The following is a 16,420-nucleotide window of genomic DNA, read 5'->3' on the forward strand; positions in this document are numbered from 1 at the left end:
CCCGCCGCCCCCGGCCAGCCGACCCGCAGCTACCTGTCCGAGGTCCGGTCCCGCTCGCAGGCCGCCGCCGCCCCGCCCCCCGCGCCACGCCGCCCGCAGGCACAGGCGCAAACCCAGGCACAGCCTCAGGCAACCGCCCCCGCCCGCCCGAAACGCACCGCCGCCCCGGCCGAAGGCCTCCCCGTCGAAGGAATGGTGTCCTCGGCCAACGAGGTCAGCGTCGATCAGGAAATCGACGCCATCCGCAAGGAAGGCCTGACCGGGCAGCAATTGCGCATGGCCCGGCGCGTGGCACAGAAACGCGGCCTGGCCCCGACATCTGATTTCGACGCCATCCGGCTGCTGCGCGCCAACGGGATCGACCCGTTCAAGCGCTCGACCATGCTGGAACTGGTGGTGCCGCAGGAAGACCCGGCCGAACAACAGGCCAAGCCCCCGGCAAAGACCAAGACCCAGCTGCCGCAAACCGTGCCGCCGAAAGGCCAGACCCTGCCCTCGACCGAGGTCAGCCCGGCCGAACGCCGCAGCTCGGAAATCATGGAAATCCAGAAGGACATCGCCCGGCGGCGGCGGCGCAAGCTGACGCTGCTGCTGACCCGGCTGGCATTCTTCATCTTCCTGCCGACGCTGCTGGTCGGCTGGTATTATTACTTCGTCGCCACGCCGCTTTACGCCACCAAGTCGGAATTCCTGATCCTCGAAGCGGATGCGACCGGCGGCTCGGCCCTGGGCGGGCTGTTGTCGGGCACCCAATTCGCCACCAACCAGGATGCGATCGCGGTGCAAAGCTACCTGATGTCGCGCGATGCGATGAAGCGGCTGGACCAGGATCTGGGCTTCAAGGCGCATTTCAGCGAAGACCATATCGACCCGATCAAGCGGCTGCCCGCCGATGCCTCGGACGAAGCCGCCTACAAGATCTACAAGCGCAACGTGAAGATCGGCTATGACCCGACCGAAGGCGTGATCCGCATGGAAGTGATCGCCCCCGACCCGCAGGTCAGCGCCGCCTTTTCCGAACACCTGATTTCCTATGCCGAGGAACGGGTCGACGAACTGTCCCGGCGCAAGCGCGAAGACCAGATGCGCGAAGCCCGCGCCAGCCTGGATACCGCCAAGGCCGAACGTCGCCAGGCGCAGGAACAGCTGGTCCTGCTGCAGGAAGGCACCCTGCTGGACCCCGAAGGCGAAATGGCCAGCATCAGGGCGCTGATCAACAACGTGGAAATGCAGCTGCAGGACAAGGAACTGCAATTGCAGACCCAGCTGAACAACGCCCGTCCCAACCGGTCGAAGGTCGAGGCGCTGGAAACCGAAACCCGGCTGCTGCGGGCCGAACTGGACAAGCAGCGCGCGCGGCTGAACGAGGCCTCGGTCGGCGACACTTCGCTGGCGGCCAAGGCGGCACAGATCCAGATGGCGCAGGCCGACCTGGCCACCGCCGACATGTTCCTGCAATCGGCGCTGCAGAACGAAAAGCAGACCGCGCTGGAGGCCAACCGACAGGTGCGCTACCTGACCACCTCGGTGCGGCCGGTGGCGCCGGACGACGCCACCTATCCGCGCGCGTTCGAAAACACGATCCTGGCCTTCCTGGTTCTGTCGGGGGTCTATCTGATGGTGTCGCTCACCGCCTCGATCCTGCGCGAACAGGTTTCGTCCTGATCCGGCCCTGATCCTGCGGACCGCCTGCCCAATCGGCGGGCGGTCCGCCACCAACTGCCGCAAAAATCACCACCCCTTTGTTGTATTCCCGCCATATGCTGGGCATACAAGTTGGGTAAAATTGTAATTCCGAAGCGAGCCTTGAAGTGACCAAACCCATTCCCGACGTCACCCCCAATACCTGGGAATTCCTCCGCGACCCGATGATCAAGCCGACCGGGTTCCGCGAATATGATGCGCGGTGGAAATATCCCGACGAAATCAACCTGCCGGGAATGACCGCTCTGGGGCTCGGGATCGGCACCCAGATACGCAAGCACGGGCTCGACCCGGTGATCGCCGTGGGCAACGATTACCGCGACTATTCGCTGGCGATCAAACAGGCGCTGGTGATCGGGCTGATGCAGGCCGGCATCCGGGTCAAGGATATCGGCCCCTGCATCACGCCGATGGCCTATTTCAGCCAGTTCCACCTCGACGCGCCCGCCGTGGCGATGGTCACCGCGTCGCACAACCCGAACGGCTGGACCGGCGTCAAGATGGGGTTCCAGCGGCCGCTGACCCACGGGCCGGATGAAATGGCCGAACTGCGCGACATCGTGCTGGAAGGCCGCGGGGAAGCGGCGCCGGGCGGATCGTACGAAACCGTCGACGGCGTGTTCGATGCCTATATGGACGACCTGGTGGGCGATTTCAAAATGACCCGCAAGCTCAAGGTCGTCTGCGCCACCGGCAACGGCACCGCCTCGGCCTTCGCGCCGAAACTGTTCGAACGGCTCGGGGTCGAGGTGGTCGAAAGCCACAACCGGCTCGATTACACCTTCCCCAATTACAACCCCAACCCCGAAGCGATGGAAATGCTGCACGACATGTCGGACAGCGTGAAAGCCAGCGGCGCCGATTTCGCGCTCGGCTTCGACGGCGACGGCGACCGCTGCGGCGTGGTGGACGACGAGGGCGAGGAAATCTTCGCCGACAAGGTCGGCGTGATCATGGCCCGCGACCTGGCCAAGCTCTACCCCGGATCGACCTTCGTGGCGGACGTGAAATCGACCGGGCTTTTCGCCTCCGATCCCGAGCTGAAGAAATACGACATCAAGGCCGATTACTGGAAAACCGGCCACAGCCACATGAAACGCCGGGTCCATGCCCTGGGTGCGCTGGCGGGGTTTGAAAAATCCGGCCACTATTTCCTCGCTGGGGATATCGGGCGCGGCTATGACGACGGCATGCGGGTGGCGGTGGAAATCTGCAAGCTGATGGACCGCAACCCGGACATGAAAATGTCCGACCTGCGCAAGGCGCTGCCGAAAACCTGGTCGACGCCGACCATGTCGCCCCATTGCGCCGATACCGAAAAATACGCGGTACTGGACCGGCTGGTGGCGAAACTCGTCGCCAAGGCCGAGGCGGGCGACTCCATCGCCGGCAAGCCGATCAAGGAAGTCGTCACCGTGAACGGCGCGCGCGTCATCCTGGAAAACGGCTCCTGGGGGCTGGTGCGCGCCTCGTCCAACACCCCCAACCTGGTGGTGGTCTGCGAATCCAGCGAAAGCGAAGACGAGATGCGTGCCATCTTCGCCGATATCGACGCGGTGATCCGCACCGAACCGCTGGTCGGCGATTACGATCAGAAAATCTGATCCCCCGGGCGGCAGGCCAAACCCTGCCGCTTCTTCTGTTCAAAAATATCCCGGGGGTGAATGCGCGCCACGCGCGCAGAGGGGGCAGCGCCCCCTCCCCCCTACCCGGTCGCGAACCGCGCCGGATCAAGCATCGCGATAACCTCCGGCGCGACCTCCGGGCTGAGCCCCACAATCAGCGCCGCCGTCAACCGCGACAGCGCCGGTGCGGTCTGCACGCCATAGCCGCCCTGCCCGGCAAGCCAGAAAAATCCCTCCGCCTGCGGATCGAACCCGGCCAGCGGGGTGCGGTCGGGCGCGAAGCTGCGCAGCCCGGCCCAGCTGTGTTCGACCCGGGTCACCGGCATGGTCACCGCCTGTTCGAACCGGTGCAGCCCCTCGGCCAGCACCATGTCGTCGGGCCAGGCGTCATGCGGCTCGACCGGGTCCTCGTCGGCCGGGCTGACCATCAGCTTGCCCGCCTCGGGCTTGGCGTACCAGCGTTCCGTGATGCTACCGAACAGCGGCCAGCGGCGCAGGTCATGACCTCCCGGCGCAGGCAGGATCGCCGCCGAGCGGCGCATCGGCTGTATCGCGATGGGCAACGCCCCGGCCATCTGCCCGATCTGCCCGGCCCAGGCCCCGGCGGCGTTCACCACGATGGGTGCTGCATACTCCGCCCCGCCCGCGCTGACCTGCCAGACCCCGCCCAAGCGCAGCAGCGCCGTGACCGGCGCGCCGGTGACGATCCGGCCGCCGCGCGTGCTCAGCAGCCGCTGATAGCCCGACAGCATGCGGTCGACGTCGATATCCTGCGCGTCCCATTCGATGGCGGCCGATGCGATCCGTTCCGGGCGCAGGATCGGCACCAGCTCGACCGCCTGTTCCGGCGTCAGCATGTCCATCCCCACCGCGTCGGCGACATAGGCGTCGAGCGTATCCACCTCGTCCTCCTCCGCCAGCATCAGCTCGCCGCGCGGCGATAGCAGCGAGCTGTCCGCCACCCCGTCGGGGTTTTCCAGGACGGGCGCCGAGGCCGCGTTCAGCGCCCTCAGCGTCGCGTTGCCGTAATTGCGGATGAAGATCGCCGCCGAGCGTCCGGTCGAATGATAGCCGGTGCGCGGTTCCGCCTCGAGCAGCAGAACCGACATGTGTTCGGCCAACATCGCGGCGGCGCTGACCCCGGCGATACCGCCGCCGATGACGATCACATCCGCATGGGTCATGCCGCCAACCCGCGCCCTTTCAGCAGCGCCTCGACCCCCGGCATCCGGCCGCGGAACGCCTTGTAGAGGTCCTCGGCCTCCTGCGAGCCGCCGGTGGACAGGATGTTGGCCTCCAGCGCCTTGGCCTTTGCCGGATCGAACGGATCGCCCGCCTCCTCGAAGGCCTCGAACGCGTCGGCATCCATCACCTCGGACCACATGTAGCTGTAATAGCCCGAACTGTAGCCGTCGCCGGAAAACACATGGGCGAATTGCGGCGTGGCGTGGCGCATGGCGATCTGTTTCGGCATGCCCAGCCGGTCCAGAACCTCGGCCTGCATCGCCATCGGATCGGCGGGCGCCGCGCCCTTGTGGAATTCCAGGTCCACCAGTGCCGAGGCCACATATTCCACCGTCTGGAAGCCCTGATCGAAATTCGCTGCCCCCAGAACCTTGTCCAGCATCGCCTTGGGCATCGGTTCACCGGTTTCGGCATGGGTGGCGAATTCTTCCAGCACCGCGGGGACTTCCAGCCAGTGCTCGTAAAGCTGGCTCGGCAGTTCGACGAAATCGCGCGCCACCGAGGTGCCCGAGATGCTTTCGTACGTCACGTTGGACAGCATCTGGTGCAGCGCGTGGCCGAATTCGTGGAACAGCGTGCGCGCGTCGTCATAGGACAGAAGCGCCGGGTCGGCCTTGGCGAAGTTGCAGACGTTAATGACGACCGGCGCCTGGTCCTTCGGAAACTTCGCCTGCGCCCGCATCGCCGAACACCACGCGCCCGACCGTTTCGATCCGCGCGCGAAATAATCGCCGATGAAGACCGCCACGTGCTTGCCGTTCCGGGTCACTTCCCAGGCGCGGCAATCGGGGTGGTACAGCGCCGCGTCGAGCGGTTTGAATTCCAGCCCGAACAGCCGGTTGGCGCAGGCAAAGGAGGCCTCGATCATCCGGTCGAGCTGCAGGTAGGGTTTCAGCGCCGCCTCGTCCAGATCGTGTTCCGCCTTGCGGCGCTTGGCGGCGTAGTAATGCCAGTCCCAGGCTTCCAGATCACCGTTGACGCCGTCCTCGTGCATCATCGCTTCCAGCACCTTGGCGTCTTCCTCGGCCCGCGCCTTGGCCGGGGCCCAGACCGCCAGCAAAAGCTCCTCCACCTTTTCAGGTGTCTTCGCCATTTCGGTTTCCAGCTTGTAGGCGGCGAAATTGTCGTAACCCAGAAGGTGCGCGCGTTCTTCGCGCAGCTTCAGGATTTCGGCGGCGATGTCGCGGTTGTCGTGATCGCCGCCATTGGCCCCGCGCGCCACGAAGGCCTTGTAGGCTTTTTCGCGCAAATTCCGGCGCGGCGAGAATTGCAGGAACGGCGTGATGATCGACCGCGAGGTGGTGACGATAGGACCGTCGATGCCCTTTTCCTCGCCCGCCGCGCGCATTGCGCCCACGACAAAATCGGGCAGGCCTTCTAGGTCGTCCTCGCCCACTTGCATGAACCATTCGCGTTCATCTGCCAGCAGGTTCTGGGTGAACTGGGTGCCCAAGGTGGCCAGCCGCCCCTTGATTTCGGCCATCCGCTTGTCGGCGTCGCCTTCCAGCGCGGCACCGGAACGGACGAAGCCGCGATGGGTCAGCATCAAGACCCGTTGCTGTTCCTCGCTCAGCCCCAGGTCGTCCTTGCGTGCCCACAGATCGGCGACCCGCTGAAACAGCGGTTTGTTCGATGAAATCGCCGCAAAATGCGCCGCCAGTTTCGGGGAAAAGTCCCGCTGCAGCTTTTCGCGCTCGGGATTGCTGTCGGCGCCCGCCACGGTGAAGAAGACCGACAGCACCTTGTCCATCGCCTCGCCCGCCGCTTCCAGCGCCTCGATGGTGTTGGCGAAGCTCGGCGCCTCCGCTTTGCCCGCGATGGCGTCGATTTCGGCGTTGTGCCGGGCCAGAGCGGTTTCGAAGGCGGGGGCGAAATCTTCGTCGCGGATGCGGTCGAAGGGGGCGATTTCAAACGGCGTGTTCCACTGGGACAGAAGCGGGTTGGTCATGAACGGGTCTCCTTTGCAAGGCAAGGTAGGCCCGTTGTTTTGGGACTTCCAGCCCCCTAATGCGCCCCGCAGACCGGGCAGTCGGCGCGTTTCTTCAGCGTGATCTTGCGGCTCTCGCCCCAAAGCGCGTCATAGATCATCATTTCGCCCCTGAGCGCCGCGCCCGCACCGGTGATCAGCTTGATCGCCTCCACCGCCATCATCGCGCCGATCACGCCGGGCAACGGCCCGATCACGCCCGCCTCGGCGCAGGAAGGCGCGAGTCCGGGCGCAGGGGCTTCGGGGAAGATGCATTGATAGCAGGGGCCCGAGGTGGCCGGGTCGAAGGCGCTCAGCTGGCCTTCCCATTGCGACAAGGCGCCGGAAATCAGCGGCTTGCCCAGTTTCACCGCCGCCGCATTGGCGAGGTAACGGGTGGTGAAATTGTCGGTGCCGTCGAGGATCAGATCGTAATCGGCGAACAGGTCTTCGGCCATGTCGGCCTCGAGCCGCCGCTTGTAGGGGCGCACGATGACGAAGGGGTTCTGCGCCTCCATCGCGGCCTTGGCGGAAAACACCTTGGCCATGCCGATATCGGCGTCGCGGTGGATCACCTGCCGCTGCAGGTTGGAATTGTCGACCTCGTCATCGTCGATCACGCCGATGGTGCCGACCCCCGCCGCCGCCAGATACAGCAGCGCGGGCGATCCCAGCCCGCCGGCCCCGATCACCAGCACCTTAGCATTCTTCAGCTTCTTCTGCCCTGCCCCGCCGATTTCGCGCAGCACGATGTGGCGGGCATAGCGGTTCAGTTCGGATTCGTTGAACGTGCCCGCGGGCTTTGCCGGTTCGGGTTCCGGCTGCGCCCGGTTGCGCGCCCAGACCAGCCCCTGGCGATAGACCAGCACCAGCGCGGCAAACCCGCCAAGCAGAAGCCAAGGCGCGGCCGATCCGCCGGTGGACTGGCGCAGCCCGTGACCGTCGGGCAGCACCAGATGCAGCACAACAACCGCCAGCCACAACAGCCCGATCATGGTCAAGCGCAGCTTGTAAGGGGTTTTCAACGCCACCCCAACGCCCCAAAGCGCCGCTGCCAATACGAAGATCAACAGCATCAGCTGCGCCCGGTCGATCCGAAGCCGCCATCGCCGCGGGCGGTGGCGCTCAGCCCGTCGACCACGGCGAATTGCGCCTGTACCACCGGCGCCACGATCATCTGCGCGATGCGGTCGCCATGGGCGACGTGGAAGGGCTGGTTGCTGGCGTTGTGCAGGATCACCCCCACCGGCCCGCGATAATCGCTGTCGATGGTGCCGGGGCTGTTGGGGATGGTGATCCCGTGTTTCAGCGCCAGGCCGGAACGGGGGCGGATCTGCACCTCGTACCCGTTGGGGATCTCGAAGCGCAGCCCGGTCTGGATCAGCGCCCGGAATCCCGGCGCGAGGGTCATGCCCTCTTCGCGGAAATCGGGGGCGAAGTTGGCGCGGATATCGGCGCCCGCCGCGCCGGGGGTTTCATAGCTGGGCAAGGGAATGGCGCGGTCCGCGCCCTGATCCCAGATCACCGCGATCTGCACCATGTCAGGCTTCCTCCACCTTGTCTGCGATCCGTTTGGCCAGCCGCTTGGCGACCTCGGCCTTGTCCAGTCTCGGCCATTCCTCGACCCCGTCTTCGCGGATCAGGATGACGGCGTTTTCCGCCCCGCCCATGATGCCGGTTTCGGGGCGCACGTCGTTGGCCACGATCCAGTCGCATTGCTTGCGGGCGCGTTTCGCCGTGGCATTGGCGATGACATCGTCGGTTTCGGCGGCGAAGCCCACCACAAGGTCGGGACGGCCGGTTTTCATCTGGCTGATCGTGGCCAGGATGTCGGGGTTTTCGGCGAATTCCAGCACCGGCAGCTTGCCGTCCTGTTTCTTGATCTTGGATGCCGAGGATGACGCCACGCGCCAATCCGCCACCGCCGCGGCGAAGACCGCCACGTGGACGGGCAGCGCATCCTGCACCGCCTGCAGCATCTGCTGCGCGGTTTCCACCGGCACCACGGTGACGCCCGTGGGCGGCGGCACGTCGGCCGGGCCGGTGATGAAGATCACATCGGCCCCCAAGGCCGCCAGCGCCGATGCGATGGCGGTGCCCTGCGCCCCCGAAGAGCGGTTGGCGATGTAGCGCACCGGGTCGATCGGTTCGTGCGTCGGCCCCGAGGTCACCAGCACCCGCTTGCCCCTGAGCGGCCCGCCGGTCAGGGCAGCTGTGACCGCCTCGACGATCTGCATCGGTTCGACCATCCGCCCCGGCCCGTATTCGCCGCAGGCCATGTCGCCCTGATCCGGGCCCAGAACGGTGATGCCGTCCTGTTGCAGGGCCGCCAGGTTGCGCTGCGTCGCGGGGTGTTCCCACATCCGCACATTCATCGCCGGCGCGATCATCACCGGCGTGTCGGTCGCCATCAGCAGGGTCGAGGCCATGTCGTCGGCATGCCCACCCGCCATCTTGGCCATCAGATCGGCGGTGGCGGGCACCACCAGCACCAGATCGGCCGCGCGCGACAGCTGGATATGGCCCATCTCGGCCTCGTCGGTCAGGTCGAACAGGTCGGTATAGGCCTTTTCGCCCGCCAGCGACGACACGGTCAGCGGCGTGACGAATTCCTGCGCCGCACGGGTCAGGACAGGCGTCACCGCCGCGCCGCGTTCGCGCAGGCGGCGGATCAGTTCCGGCACCTTGAAGGCCGCGATTCCGCCGCCGACGATCAACAAAATGCGCTTGCCGTTCATCCTGCAATCCCCCCGTTCCAAGTTGCCCGGGACAGTAGGCCGCTCAAGGGGCGGAGACAAGGGCGGCCTAGCGAAACGCCTCGCACGGATCGGGGCGATACACCCCCGGCGCGTCGATCACCGCGTCGAACGCGCCTTCGGGGTCGTTGCCGTCCTCGGACTGGCCGATGGACACCATGTTCAGGTCGGGGTTTTGCGCCTTCAGATAGGCGGGCACCGCCCAATCGGCCCGTGCATGGCCGTTGCCGGTGATCACCACCACCGGCCCGCCGGTTTCGTCCAGCGCGCGCAGCGTGGTGCGGGCCAGGGTGGCGTCGCGCAGCCGTTGCAGCGCCACCATTTTCGGCAGCAGGTCGTCGGGCAGAGCATCGCAATGCGCCGCCTTCTGCAGCGCCAGCCGCGCTTTGTGCTGATCGCCGGGCAGCGGTTGATCCAGCCCGTAATCCGACGCGTCATCGCCGAAGCTTGCCTCGATCCCGGTCTCGAACGCCGCCCGCGCTGCGTCGCGCGGCACGCCTGCGCCATAGATCGCGGCCTGCGGCGCGGATTGCATGACCTGGTAATACATCGCGAAATCGGGCCAGCCGCTGTTTTCCCAGTCCAGCGCGGCGGCCAGCGCCGCCGCATCGGCACGCAAATCCTCGGTGATCAGCCCCGCCTGATCGGGGCTCAGCATCTCGAACACCAACGCCTTGGGCGCGGCTGCTTCGGTCAGCCGTGCCTGGGTGTCGTGATGGGCGGGATTGTCATGCACCTCGCCAAGGACAACCACGTCGCGATCCCGCACCAGATCGGCGGCAGGATCGGCAAGGACCGCCCCCGGCAAGGTGGCCAGGATCAGCGCAAACAGAAACGGTTTTTTCATACCAGGAAGTCTTGCACTTCGCGGCTTTCCTGTTCCAGCCGTTTCTTCATCTTCGCCAGCGCCGCCGCTTCCAGCTGCCGCACCCTTTCCTTGCTCAGGCCCAGTTCCTCGCCAAGCGATTCCAGCGTCCGCGCCGGTTCCTTCAGCTTGCGTTCGCGGATGATGAACTGTTCGCGTTCGTTCAGGCTGCCGATCGCGTCGAGCAGCCACTGCCGCAGGGTCTGCATATCGTGCTGGTCCTCGACGATTTCCGCCGCATCGGCACCGTCGTCTTCCAGCGTGTCGATCCATTCGCGCCCCTCATCCTCGGCGCTTTGCGTCGCGTTGAGCGAGAAATCGGACCCGGACAAGCGGCCTTCCATCATTTCGACATCGCGCAGGGGCACGCCGACTTCCATCGAAATGGCCTGGCGCAGCTGATAGCTGTCCAGCTCCTCGCCCCGCGATTGGGCTTCGCGTTCCAGCCGCGCCTGAACCCGGCGCATGTTGAAGAACAGCGTTTTCTGCGACGAGGTCGATCCGGTGCGCACCATCGACCAGTTGCGCATCACGTAATCCTGGATCGAGGCCTTGATCCACCACACCGCATAGGTCGAAAAGCGCACGCCGCGATCGGGATCGAACTTATCGGCGGCCTTCATCAGGCCAAGCCCCGCTTCCTGGATCAGGTCGTTCATCGGCGCGCCGTAGCGCCTGAACTTGGCCGCCATGGAAATCGCCAGCCGCATATAGGCGTTGATCAGGCGGTGCAGCGCCTGTTCATCCCGGTGATCGCGCCAGGCATAGGCAAGTTCACGTTCGGTTTCCGCATCCAGAAGCTCGGCCTTCATGGCCTGGCGGGACAGGGAGACGTCATTTGGTGCATCGAGTGGCATTCCAATTCCCCCACAAATCAATCCGGCGCAACGGGCGCCGCGTCTTGTTTCATTACAAGCCGGAATGCTACGCACAGCAATATGCGCCAATTCACAATAAGGTGTGCAAAAAATGCGACATAAATTGACCCTGGTGATAGGCGGGGCCGGGTCCGGGAAATCGTCCTGGGCGGAAAGTCACGTGATTCAAACCGGTTACGACAGGGTCTATATCGCAACGGCGCAGCCCTGGGATGACGAAATGCAGGCCAAGATCACCGCCCACCAACAGCAGCGCGGTAACAATTGGCACACCGTCGACGCGCCGATGGATGTCGCCACGCCGCTGGGCGCCGCCCGCCCCGACCAGATCGTGCTGCTCGATTGCGCCACGATGTGGCTGTCCAATCACCTGCTGGCGGAATCGGATCTGGCGCAGGAAGAGGAGCGTTTTCTCGTTGCGCTGAGCGCCTGCAAGGCCCCCGTGGTGGTGGTCACCAACGAGGTCGGCATGTCCGTGGTGCCCGAAAACGCCCTCGCCCGGGTGTTCCGCGACGCGCAGGGCCGGGTAAACCGGCGGATCGCCGAAAAGGCCGATCTGGTCGTCGCGGTGATGGCCGGCCTGCCGCTGGCGCTGAAGGGGCAATTGCCATGACCCGGCTGTTCTGGGTCCGCCACGGCCCCACCCATGCGAAATCCATGGTCGGCTGGTCCGACCTGCCCGCCGATCTCAGCGATACCGCGCAGCTGGCCCGGCTCGACGCCGCGTTGCCGCCGGACGCCCTGGTGGTGTCCTCGGACCTGAGCCGCGCCGCTGCCACCGCCGATGCGATCGCCGGGAGCCGGACGCGGCTGCCGCATGATCCCGACCTGCGGGAAATCCATTTCGGCGATTGGGAACTGAAACGCTTCGACGAGGTCGAAGATCAGGACCATATCCGCGCCTATTGGGACAATCCCGGCGACATCCGCCCGCCCGGCGGCGAAAGCTGGAACGACGTCACCGCCCGGGTCGACCGTGCCGTTGCGCGGCTAATCGCCGACAATCCCGGCCGCGATATCGTGGCGGTCGCCCATTTCGGGGTGATCCTGACCCAGTTGCAACAAGCGCTGAAGATCGGCGCTTATGAGGCGTTTTCACACCGGATCGAAAACCTGTCGCTGACCGAATTGCACTGGGACGGGGCGGGCTGGACGGCCCGGACGATCAATCAAAATCTGTGATGCGTTGACGCACAAATATTTGATTTCGTGATGTAATTTTAGGGTTATCCTGGGACAAACCTCATCCATCGGAGATTACCGGATGTCCTATCAAATCTATATCGGCGATCAAAGCTTTTCCAGCTGGTCGCTGCGCGGCTGGCTGATGCTGGAAAAATTCGGCCTGCCCTATGAAACCCGCTTCGTCGGGCTGTACAGCGGCACGTTCCAGCAGGACCTCGCCGGGCTGGCCCCGGCGCGTCTGGTGCCGGTGCTGAAAACGCCCGAGGGCACGGTGATCGGCGAAACCCAGGCCATCGCGGAGGAACTGAACAGCCGCCACCCCGAGCTGCAGATGTGGCCCGAAGCGCCCGAGGCCCGCGCCTTCGCCCGCTGGATCAGCGCCGAAATGCATGCCGGTTTCACCACCCTGCGCGCCGAATGCCCGATGCAGCTTCTGCATCAATACGAAGGCTTTACCGTCTCCGACGCGCTGCGCGCCGACCTGGACCGGCTCGAATTGCTGTGGACCAAGGCGCGCGAAGAATTCGGCGCCGAGGGCCCGTGGCTGTTCGGGCGCTATTCGCTGGCCGATTGCTTCTTCGCCCCGGTCGCGGCGCGGATCGCCGGGTATGACCTGCCGGTCGGCGATCTGGCCCGCGACTACGTCGCAACCACGCTGGCCGATCCCGCGTTTCAAAGCTGGCGCGCGGCGGGGCTGCAGAAATCCTACGACCCGGAACCCTATGCGATGGACCTGCCGAAGCGGCCCTGGCCCGTCTGAACAGGGTAAATCTGCGTTAACCAATCCTAAAGCGCTGCTCCGCTACGGTTGATTTTTCCGGTCCAAGGCGGGGGATTGCATGGTTGCGCGGGCCTATACGGTGGCGTTCGAAGGGGTTTCGGCCCGCCCGGTCGAGGTGCAATGCGCCGTCACGCCGGGCCTGCCCGCCTTTGCCATCGTCGGCCTGCCCGACAAGGCGGTGTCGGAAGCCCGCGACCGGGTGCGCAGCGCGCTCGGATCGCTGGCCATCGCGCTGCCGTCGAAGCGGATCACCATCAACCTGTCGCCCGCCGACCTGCCCAAGGAGGGCAGCCATTTCGACCTGCCCATCGCGCTCGCCCTTCTGGCGGCGTTGGAAATCATCCCCGCTGATGCCGCCGAAACCACCACCGCCCTGGGCGAGCTGTCGCTGGACGGCGCGCTGATCCCGGTGATCGGCGCCCTGCCCGCCGCCATGTCCGCCGCCGAGGAGGACCGGATATTGCTCTGCCCCAAGGCGTCGGGCGCCGAGGCGGCCTGGGTCGGCGCCTGCCAGGTGATCGCCGCCCCCGGCCTGGCCGACGTGGTGCGCCATTACACCGGCCAGTCGCCGCTGCCCCCGGCGCAGCCGGGCGAGGTGGTTCAGGATCAGACCGGCCGCTGCCTGCGCGACGTGAAGGGGCAGGAACGGGCCAAGCGGGCGCTGGAAATCGCCGCCGCCGGGCGGCATCACCTGCTGATGACCGGCCCGCCCGGATCGGGCAAATCCATGCTCGCCGCGCGCATCCCCGGCATATTGCCGCCGCTGACCGCGACCGAGGCGCTGGAAACCTCGATGGTGCATTCGCTGGCCGGGCTTTTGGACGAAGGCGGAATCTCGCGGGTCCGCCCGTTCCGCGAACCGCATCACACGGCGTCGATGGCGGCCATCGTCGGCGGCGGGCGCGGCGCGAAGCCGGGGGAAATATCGCTGGCGCATAACGGCGTGCTGTTCATGGACGAATTTCCCGAATTCCCCCGCACCGTGCTGGAAACCCTGCGTCAACCGATCGAAACCGGCCAGGTCATGGTGTCGCGCGCCAACGCGCATGTGCAATATCCCTGCCGCTTCATGCTGGTCGCCGCCGCAAACCCGTGCAAATGCGGCCACCTGACCGACCCCGGCCGCGCCTGCAACCGCGCCCCCAATTGCGGCGAGGATTACATGGGACGGATCAGCGGGCCGCTCTTGGATCGGTTCGACCTGCGGATCGAGGTGCCCCCGGTCGCCTATACCGATCTCGACCTGCCGCCCTCGGGCGATACGTCGGCGCAGGTGGCCGATCGCGTCGCCGCCGCCCGGCAAGTGCAGGCCGAAAGGTTCGCAGGCATCGAGGGCATGACCCTCAATGCCGAGGCCGAGGGCGAGGTGCTGGAACGCATCGCCACCCCGGACGCGGCGGGCAAGGAACTTCTGGGCCAGGTCGCCGAACGGTTCGGATTGTCCGCGCGCGGCTATCACCGGGTGCTGCGGGTGGCCCGCACCATCGCCGATCTGGACGGGGCAGACACCATTCAAAGGCACCACATGGCCGAAGCGATCAGTTATCGGCTGGCTGGTCTTCCAGATGCCTGAGAAACCGGGCCGTTTCACGGATGGCCTGGCGCGCCTCGGGGAACCAGCCATCGAAAATTTGCCAGACATGCGGTGCGTCCGGCCAAGTCTGCAACTCGACCGCGCCCCCTGCAAGACTCAGTTTTTCGGCCATTCGCACCGAGTCATCGCGTAAAATCTCGCTATCGGAGACCTGCAACAGCACCGGCGGCGTCCCGGGGAATTCGGCATAAAGCGGCGAAATACGTGGATCGTCCGGCGGCAAATCGCCTAGCACGAAACTGGTCAGATCATGGACCCTGTCGCCCGGGAAAAAGTGATCCCGCTGACTGTTTTCAAGCACAGACGCGCCTGAAAAACACTTGTCGCAGAAGGGTGACCAGGCAAAACAGGCCGCCGGGCGCCGCCCGGTCTGGCACAGCCGGGCCAGCAACGACAACGCCAACCCACCGCCTGCGCTGTCACCGCCAATCACGATATCACCGGGGCGGTAGCCAAGCGCGATCAGATGATCGAAGGCGGCTTCGGAATCGTACAACGCGGCAGGAAGACGGTGCTCCGGGGCCAGCCTGTAACTCGGCAGCAGCGCCCGCATCCCAGTCATCCGGCACAGCCGGGCCACAAGACGTTTATGCGTTTCCGGCGACCCCGCCAGATAGCCGCCGCCATGCAGGTACAGCAGAACCCGGTCGGAGGTAGCCGGCCCCGATGAAACCCAAAGCGCAGGCTGATCTCGTTCCGAACGATAGGCGCTCTCGCGGTACTGCGCATGCGGCACTTCCCGGAACCATAACCGCGCCGCACGGTTGAATTGCCGTCGTATTTTAACCGGGTCCTGTGCACGCCGCATCGCGCGTCGCGCCAAGGGCCGCATTGCGCCCCCCATCAGGGTCAGCTTCAGGCTCACCCGCGCTTGGCCTCGATCGCTTCCCAGATCTTCTGCGCCGTGTTGGTGCCGTCGAACCGTTCCAGTTCCTGGATGCCGGTGGGCGAGGTCACGTTGATTTCGGTCAGCCAGTCGCCAATCACGTCGATGCCGACGAAAACCTGCCCCTTTTCGCGCAGAAGCGGCCCGATCCGGGCGCAGATTTCCAGGTCGCGGTCGGTCAGGCCGATCTTTTCCGGCCGCCCGCCCACATGCATGTTCGAGCGCGTTTCGCCCAGCTGCGGCACCCGGTTGATTGCGCCCACCGGTTCGCCATCGACCAGGATCACCCGCTTGTCGCCCTTGGACACGGCGGGCAGGAATTTTTGCACGATCAGCGGTTCGCGGCTGAAGCCGGTGAACAGCTCGTAAAGCGATGACAGGTTGCTGTCGCCCTCGGTCAGCCGGAACACCCCGGCGCCGCCATTGCCGTAAAGCGGCTTGAGGATGATGTCGCCGTGTTTTTCCTTGAACGCCTTGATGGTGTAGAGGTCACGCGCGATGGTGGTCGGCGGGGTCAGGTCGGGGAAATCCAGCACCAGCAGTTTCTCGGGGTAATTGCGCACCCAGAACGGATCGTTGACCACCAAGGTGCCCGGATGCACCCGCTGCAGCAGATGGGTGGTGGTGATGTAGAACATGTCGAACGGCGGGTCCTGGCGCAGCCACACCACGTCGAATTCCGAAAGGTCGACCTCCTGTTCTTCGCCCAGCGCGTAATGATCCCCCTCGACCCGGCGCACCGTCAAAGGCCAGCCGCGCGCAACCACCCGGCCTTCCTGATAGGACAGGCAATCGGGCGTGTAATAAAACAGCTCGTGGCCGCGCGCCTGCGCTTCCTCGGCAATGCGGAACGTGCTGTCGGCATTGATGTCGATCGGCCCGATCGGGTCCATCTGAAAGGCGATTTTCATGCTCTTCCCTCGCTCAGTGGTCGC

Annotated in this window: 15 protein-coding genes; 6 read left to right on the top strand and 9 right to left on the bottom strand. The window is 65.5% G+C overall.

All coding sequences use genetic code 11. From position 1 onward, the window contains the following. The first annotated feature begins 33 nt into the window (after positions 1-33). Both GR167_RS14990 and GR167_RS14995 read left to right on the top strand, forming a co-directional pair. The gene (locus GR167_RS14990) at positions 34-1,665 is read left to right on the top strand and encodes a KpsE/RkpR family capsule polysaccharide export protein (protein WP_370741331.1); all 1,632 of its coding nucleotides are present in this window, start codon (positions 34-36) and stop codon (positions 1,663-1,665) included. A 146-nt stretch (positions 1,666-1,811) separates the two neighbouring features. Next, on the top strand, positions 1,812-3,308 hold the full coding sequence (locus GR167_RS14995; protein WP_160974534.1) for a phosphomannomutase/phosphoglucomutase: 1,497 nt from the start codon (positions 1,812-1,814) through the stop codon (positions 3,306-3,308). Positions 3,309-3,409: 101 nt separating this feature from the next. Here GR167_RS14995 and GR167_RS15000 read toward each other — a convergent pair whose 3' ends face one another. The 7 genes from GR167_RS15000 to GR167_RS15030 all read right to left on the bottom strand — a co-directional run bounded on the left by GR167_RS15000 (position 3,410) and on the right by GR167_RS15030 (position 11,018). Next, positions 3,410-4,513, bottom strand: a complete 1,104-nt coding sequence (locus GR167_RS15000) for an NAD(P)/FAD-dependent oxidoreductase (RefSeq protein WP_160974535.1) — start codon at positions 4,511-4,513, stop codon at positions 3,410-3,412. Beyond that, entirely contained in the window at positions 4,510-6,522 is a 2,013-nt protein-coding gene (locus tag GR167_RS15005) for a M3 family metallopeptidase (RefSeq protein ID WP_160974536.1), read from the bottom strand. The genes GR167_RS15000 and GR167_RS15005 overlap by 4 nt, the downstream gene beginning before the upstream one ends. Before the next feature lie 56 nt (positions 6,523-6,578). Then, positions 6,579-7,616, bottom strand: a complete 1,038-nt coding sequence (locus GR167_RS15010; protein WP_160974537.1) for a HesA/MoeB/ThiF family protein — start codon at positions 7,614-7,616, stop codon at positions 6,579-6,581. Beyond that, the gene (gene dut, locus GR167_RS15015) at positions 7,616-8,080 is read right to left on the bottom strand and encodes a dUTP diphosphatase (RefSeq protein WP_160974538.1); all 465 of its coding nucleotides are present in this window, start codon (positions 8,078-8,080) and stop codon (positions 7,616-7,618) included. Before dut ends, GR167_RS15010 begins: the two co-directional genes overlap by 1 nt. A gap of 1 nt (position 8,081) precedes the next feature. Continuing rightward, positions 8,082-9,278 carry a bifunctional phosphopantothenoylcysteine decarboxylase/phosphopantothenate--cysteine ligase CoaBC gene (gene coaBC, locus GR167_RS15020; protein WP_160974539.1) on the bottom strand — a complete coding sequence of 399 codons (1,197 nt, stop codon included), beginning with the start codon at positions 9,276-9,278 and terminating at the stop codon, positions 8,082-8,084. Positions 9,279-9,345: 67 nt separating this feature from the next. Beyond that, positions 9,346-10,143, bottom strand: coding sequence for a ChaN family lipoprotein (locus GR167_RS15025; protein ID WP_160974540.1), 798 nt, complete (start codon positions 10,141-10,143; stop codon positions 9,346-9,348). Continuing rightward, positions 10,140-11,018 (bottom strand): RNA polymerase factor sigma-32, encoded by an 879-nt coding sequence (locus tag GR167_RS15030; RefSeq protein ID WP_160974541.1) that lies wholly within the window; start codon positions 11,016-11,018, stop codon positions 10,140-10,142. The genes GR167_RS15025 and GR167_RS15030 overlap by 4 nt, the downstream gene beginning before the upstream one ends. Before the next feature lie 112 nt (positions 11,019-11,130). On the opposite strand from GR167_RS15030, the gene cobU reads away from it, so the two are divergent. From cobU to GR167_RS15050, 4 genes are all read left to right on the top strand, one after another. Next, entirely contained in the window at positions 11,131-11,652 is a 522-nt protein-coding gene (gene cobU / locus GR167_RS15035) for a bifunctional adenosylcobinamide kinase/adenosylcobinamide-phosphate guanylyltransferase (protein WP_160974542.1), read from the top strand. Then, a complete protein-coding gene (locus tag GR167_RS15040; protein WP_160974543.1) occupies positions 11,649-12,221 on the top strand; it encodes a histidine phosphatase family protein in 573 nt (190 codons plus the stop codon). Before cobU ends, GR167_RS15040 begins: the two co-directional genes overlap by 4 nt. Before the next feature lie 82 nt (positions 12,222-12,303). Next, on the top strand, positions 12,304-12,984 hold the full coding sequence (locus tag GR167_RS15045; RefSeq protein ID WP_160974544.1) for a glutathione S-transferase: 681 nt from the start codon (positions 12,304-12,306) through the stop codon (positions 12,982-12,984). Between the two features lie 79 nt (positions 12,985-13,063). Continuing rightward, positions 13,064-14,578, top strand: a complete 1,515-nt coding sequence (locus GR167_RS15050; protein WP_160974545.1) for a YifB family Mg chelatase-like AAA ATPase — start codon at positions 13,064-13,066, stop codon at positions 14,576-14,578. On the opposite strand, the gene GR167_RS15055 is transcribed toward GR167_RS15050, so the two are convergent. Both GR167_RS15055 and gshB read right to left on the bottom strand, forming a co-directional pair. Continuing rightward, on the bottom strand, positions 14,544-15,464 hold the full coding sequence (locus tag GR167_RS15055) for an alpha/beta hydrolase (RefSeq protein WP_160974546.1): 921 nt from the start codon (positions 15,462-15,464) through the stop codon (positions 14,544-14,546). The genes GR167_RS15050 and GR167_RS15055 overlap by 35 nt on opposite strands. Next, positions 15,461-16,396: a glutathione synthase gene (gene gshB / locus GR167_RS15060; RefSeq protein WP_160974547.1), complete on the bottom strand. Its 936-nt coding sequence runs from the start codon at positions 16,394-16,396 to the stop codon at positions 15,461-15,463. The genes GR167_RS15055 and gshB overlap by 4 nt, the downstream gene beginning before the upstream one ends. Between the last annotated feature and the right edge of the window lie 24 nt (positions 16,397-16,420).

Source organism: Thalassovita mangrovi (assembly GCF_009857745.1).
Lineage (GTDB): Bacteria > Pseudomonadota > Alphaproteobacteria > Rhodobacterales > Rhodobacteraceae > Thalassobius > Thalassobius mangrovi.

Bases quoted from the DNA above. Each gene is read 5' to 3' on its own strand.
- coaBC (WP_160974539.1), bottom strand. From the start codon at position 9,278: ATGAACGGCAAGCGCATTTTGTTGATCGTCGGCGGCGGAATCGCGGCC.
- GR167_RS15005 (WP_160974536.1), bottom strand. From the start codon at position 6,522: ATGACCAACCCGCTTCTGTCCCAGTGGAACACGCCGTTTGAAATCGCC.
- dut (WP_160974538.1), bottom strand. From the start codon at position 8,080: ATGGTGCAGATCGCGGTGATCTGGGATCAGGGCGCGGACCGCGCCATT.
- GR167_RS15030 (WP_160974541.1), bottom strand. From the start codon at position 11,018: ATGCCACTCGATGCACCAAATGACGTCTCCCTGTCCCGCCAGGCCATG.
- GR167_RS15025 (WP_160974540.1), bottom strand. From the start codon at position 10,143: ATGAAAAAACCGTTTCTGTTTGCGCTGATCCTGGCCACCTTGCCGGGG.
- gshB (WP_160974547.1), bottom strand. From the start codon at position 16,396: ATGAAAATCGCCTTTCAGATGGACCCGATCGGGCCGATCGACATCAAT.
- GR167_RS15010 (WP_160974537.1), bottom strand. From the start codon at position 7,616: ATGCTGTTGATCTTCGTATTGGCAGCGGCGCTTTGGGGCGTTGGGGTG.
- cobU (WP_160974542.1), top strand. From the start codon at position 11,131: ATGCGACATAAATTGACCCTGGTGATAGGCGGGGCCGGGTCCGGGAAA.
- GR167_RS15000 (WP_160974535.1), bottom strand. From the start codon at position 4,513: ATGACCCATGCGGATGTGATCGTCATCGGCGGCGGTATCGCCGGGGTC.
- GR167_RS15050 (WP_160974545.1), top strand. From the start codon at position 13,064: ATGGTTGCGCGGGCCTATACGGTGGCGTTCGAAGGGGTTTCGGCCCGC.
- GR167_RS15045 (WP_160974544.1), top strand. From the start codon at position 12,304: ATGTCCTATCAAATCTATATCGGCGATCAAAGCTTTTCCAGCTGGTCG.
- GR167_RS15040 (WP_160974543.1), top strand. From the start codon at position 11,649: ATGACCCGGCTGTTCTGGGTCCGCCACGGCCCCACCCATGCGAAATCC.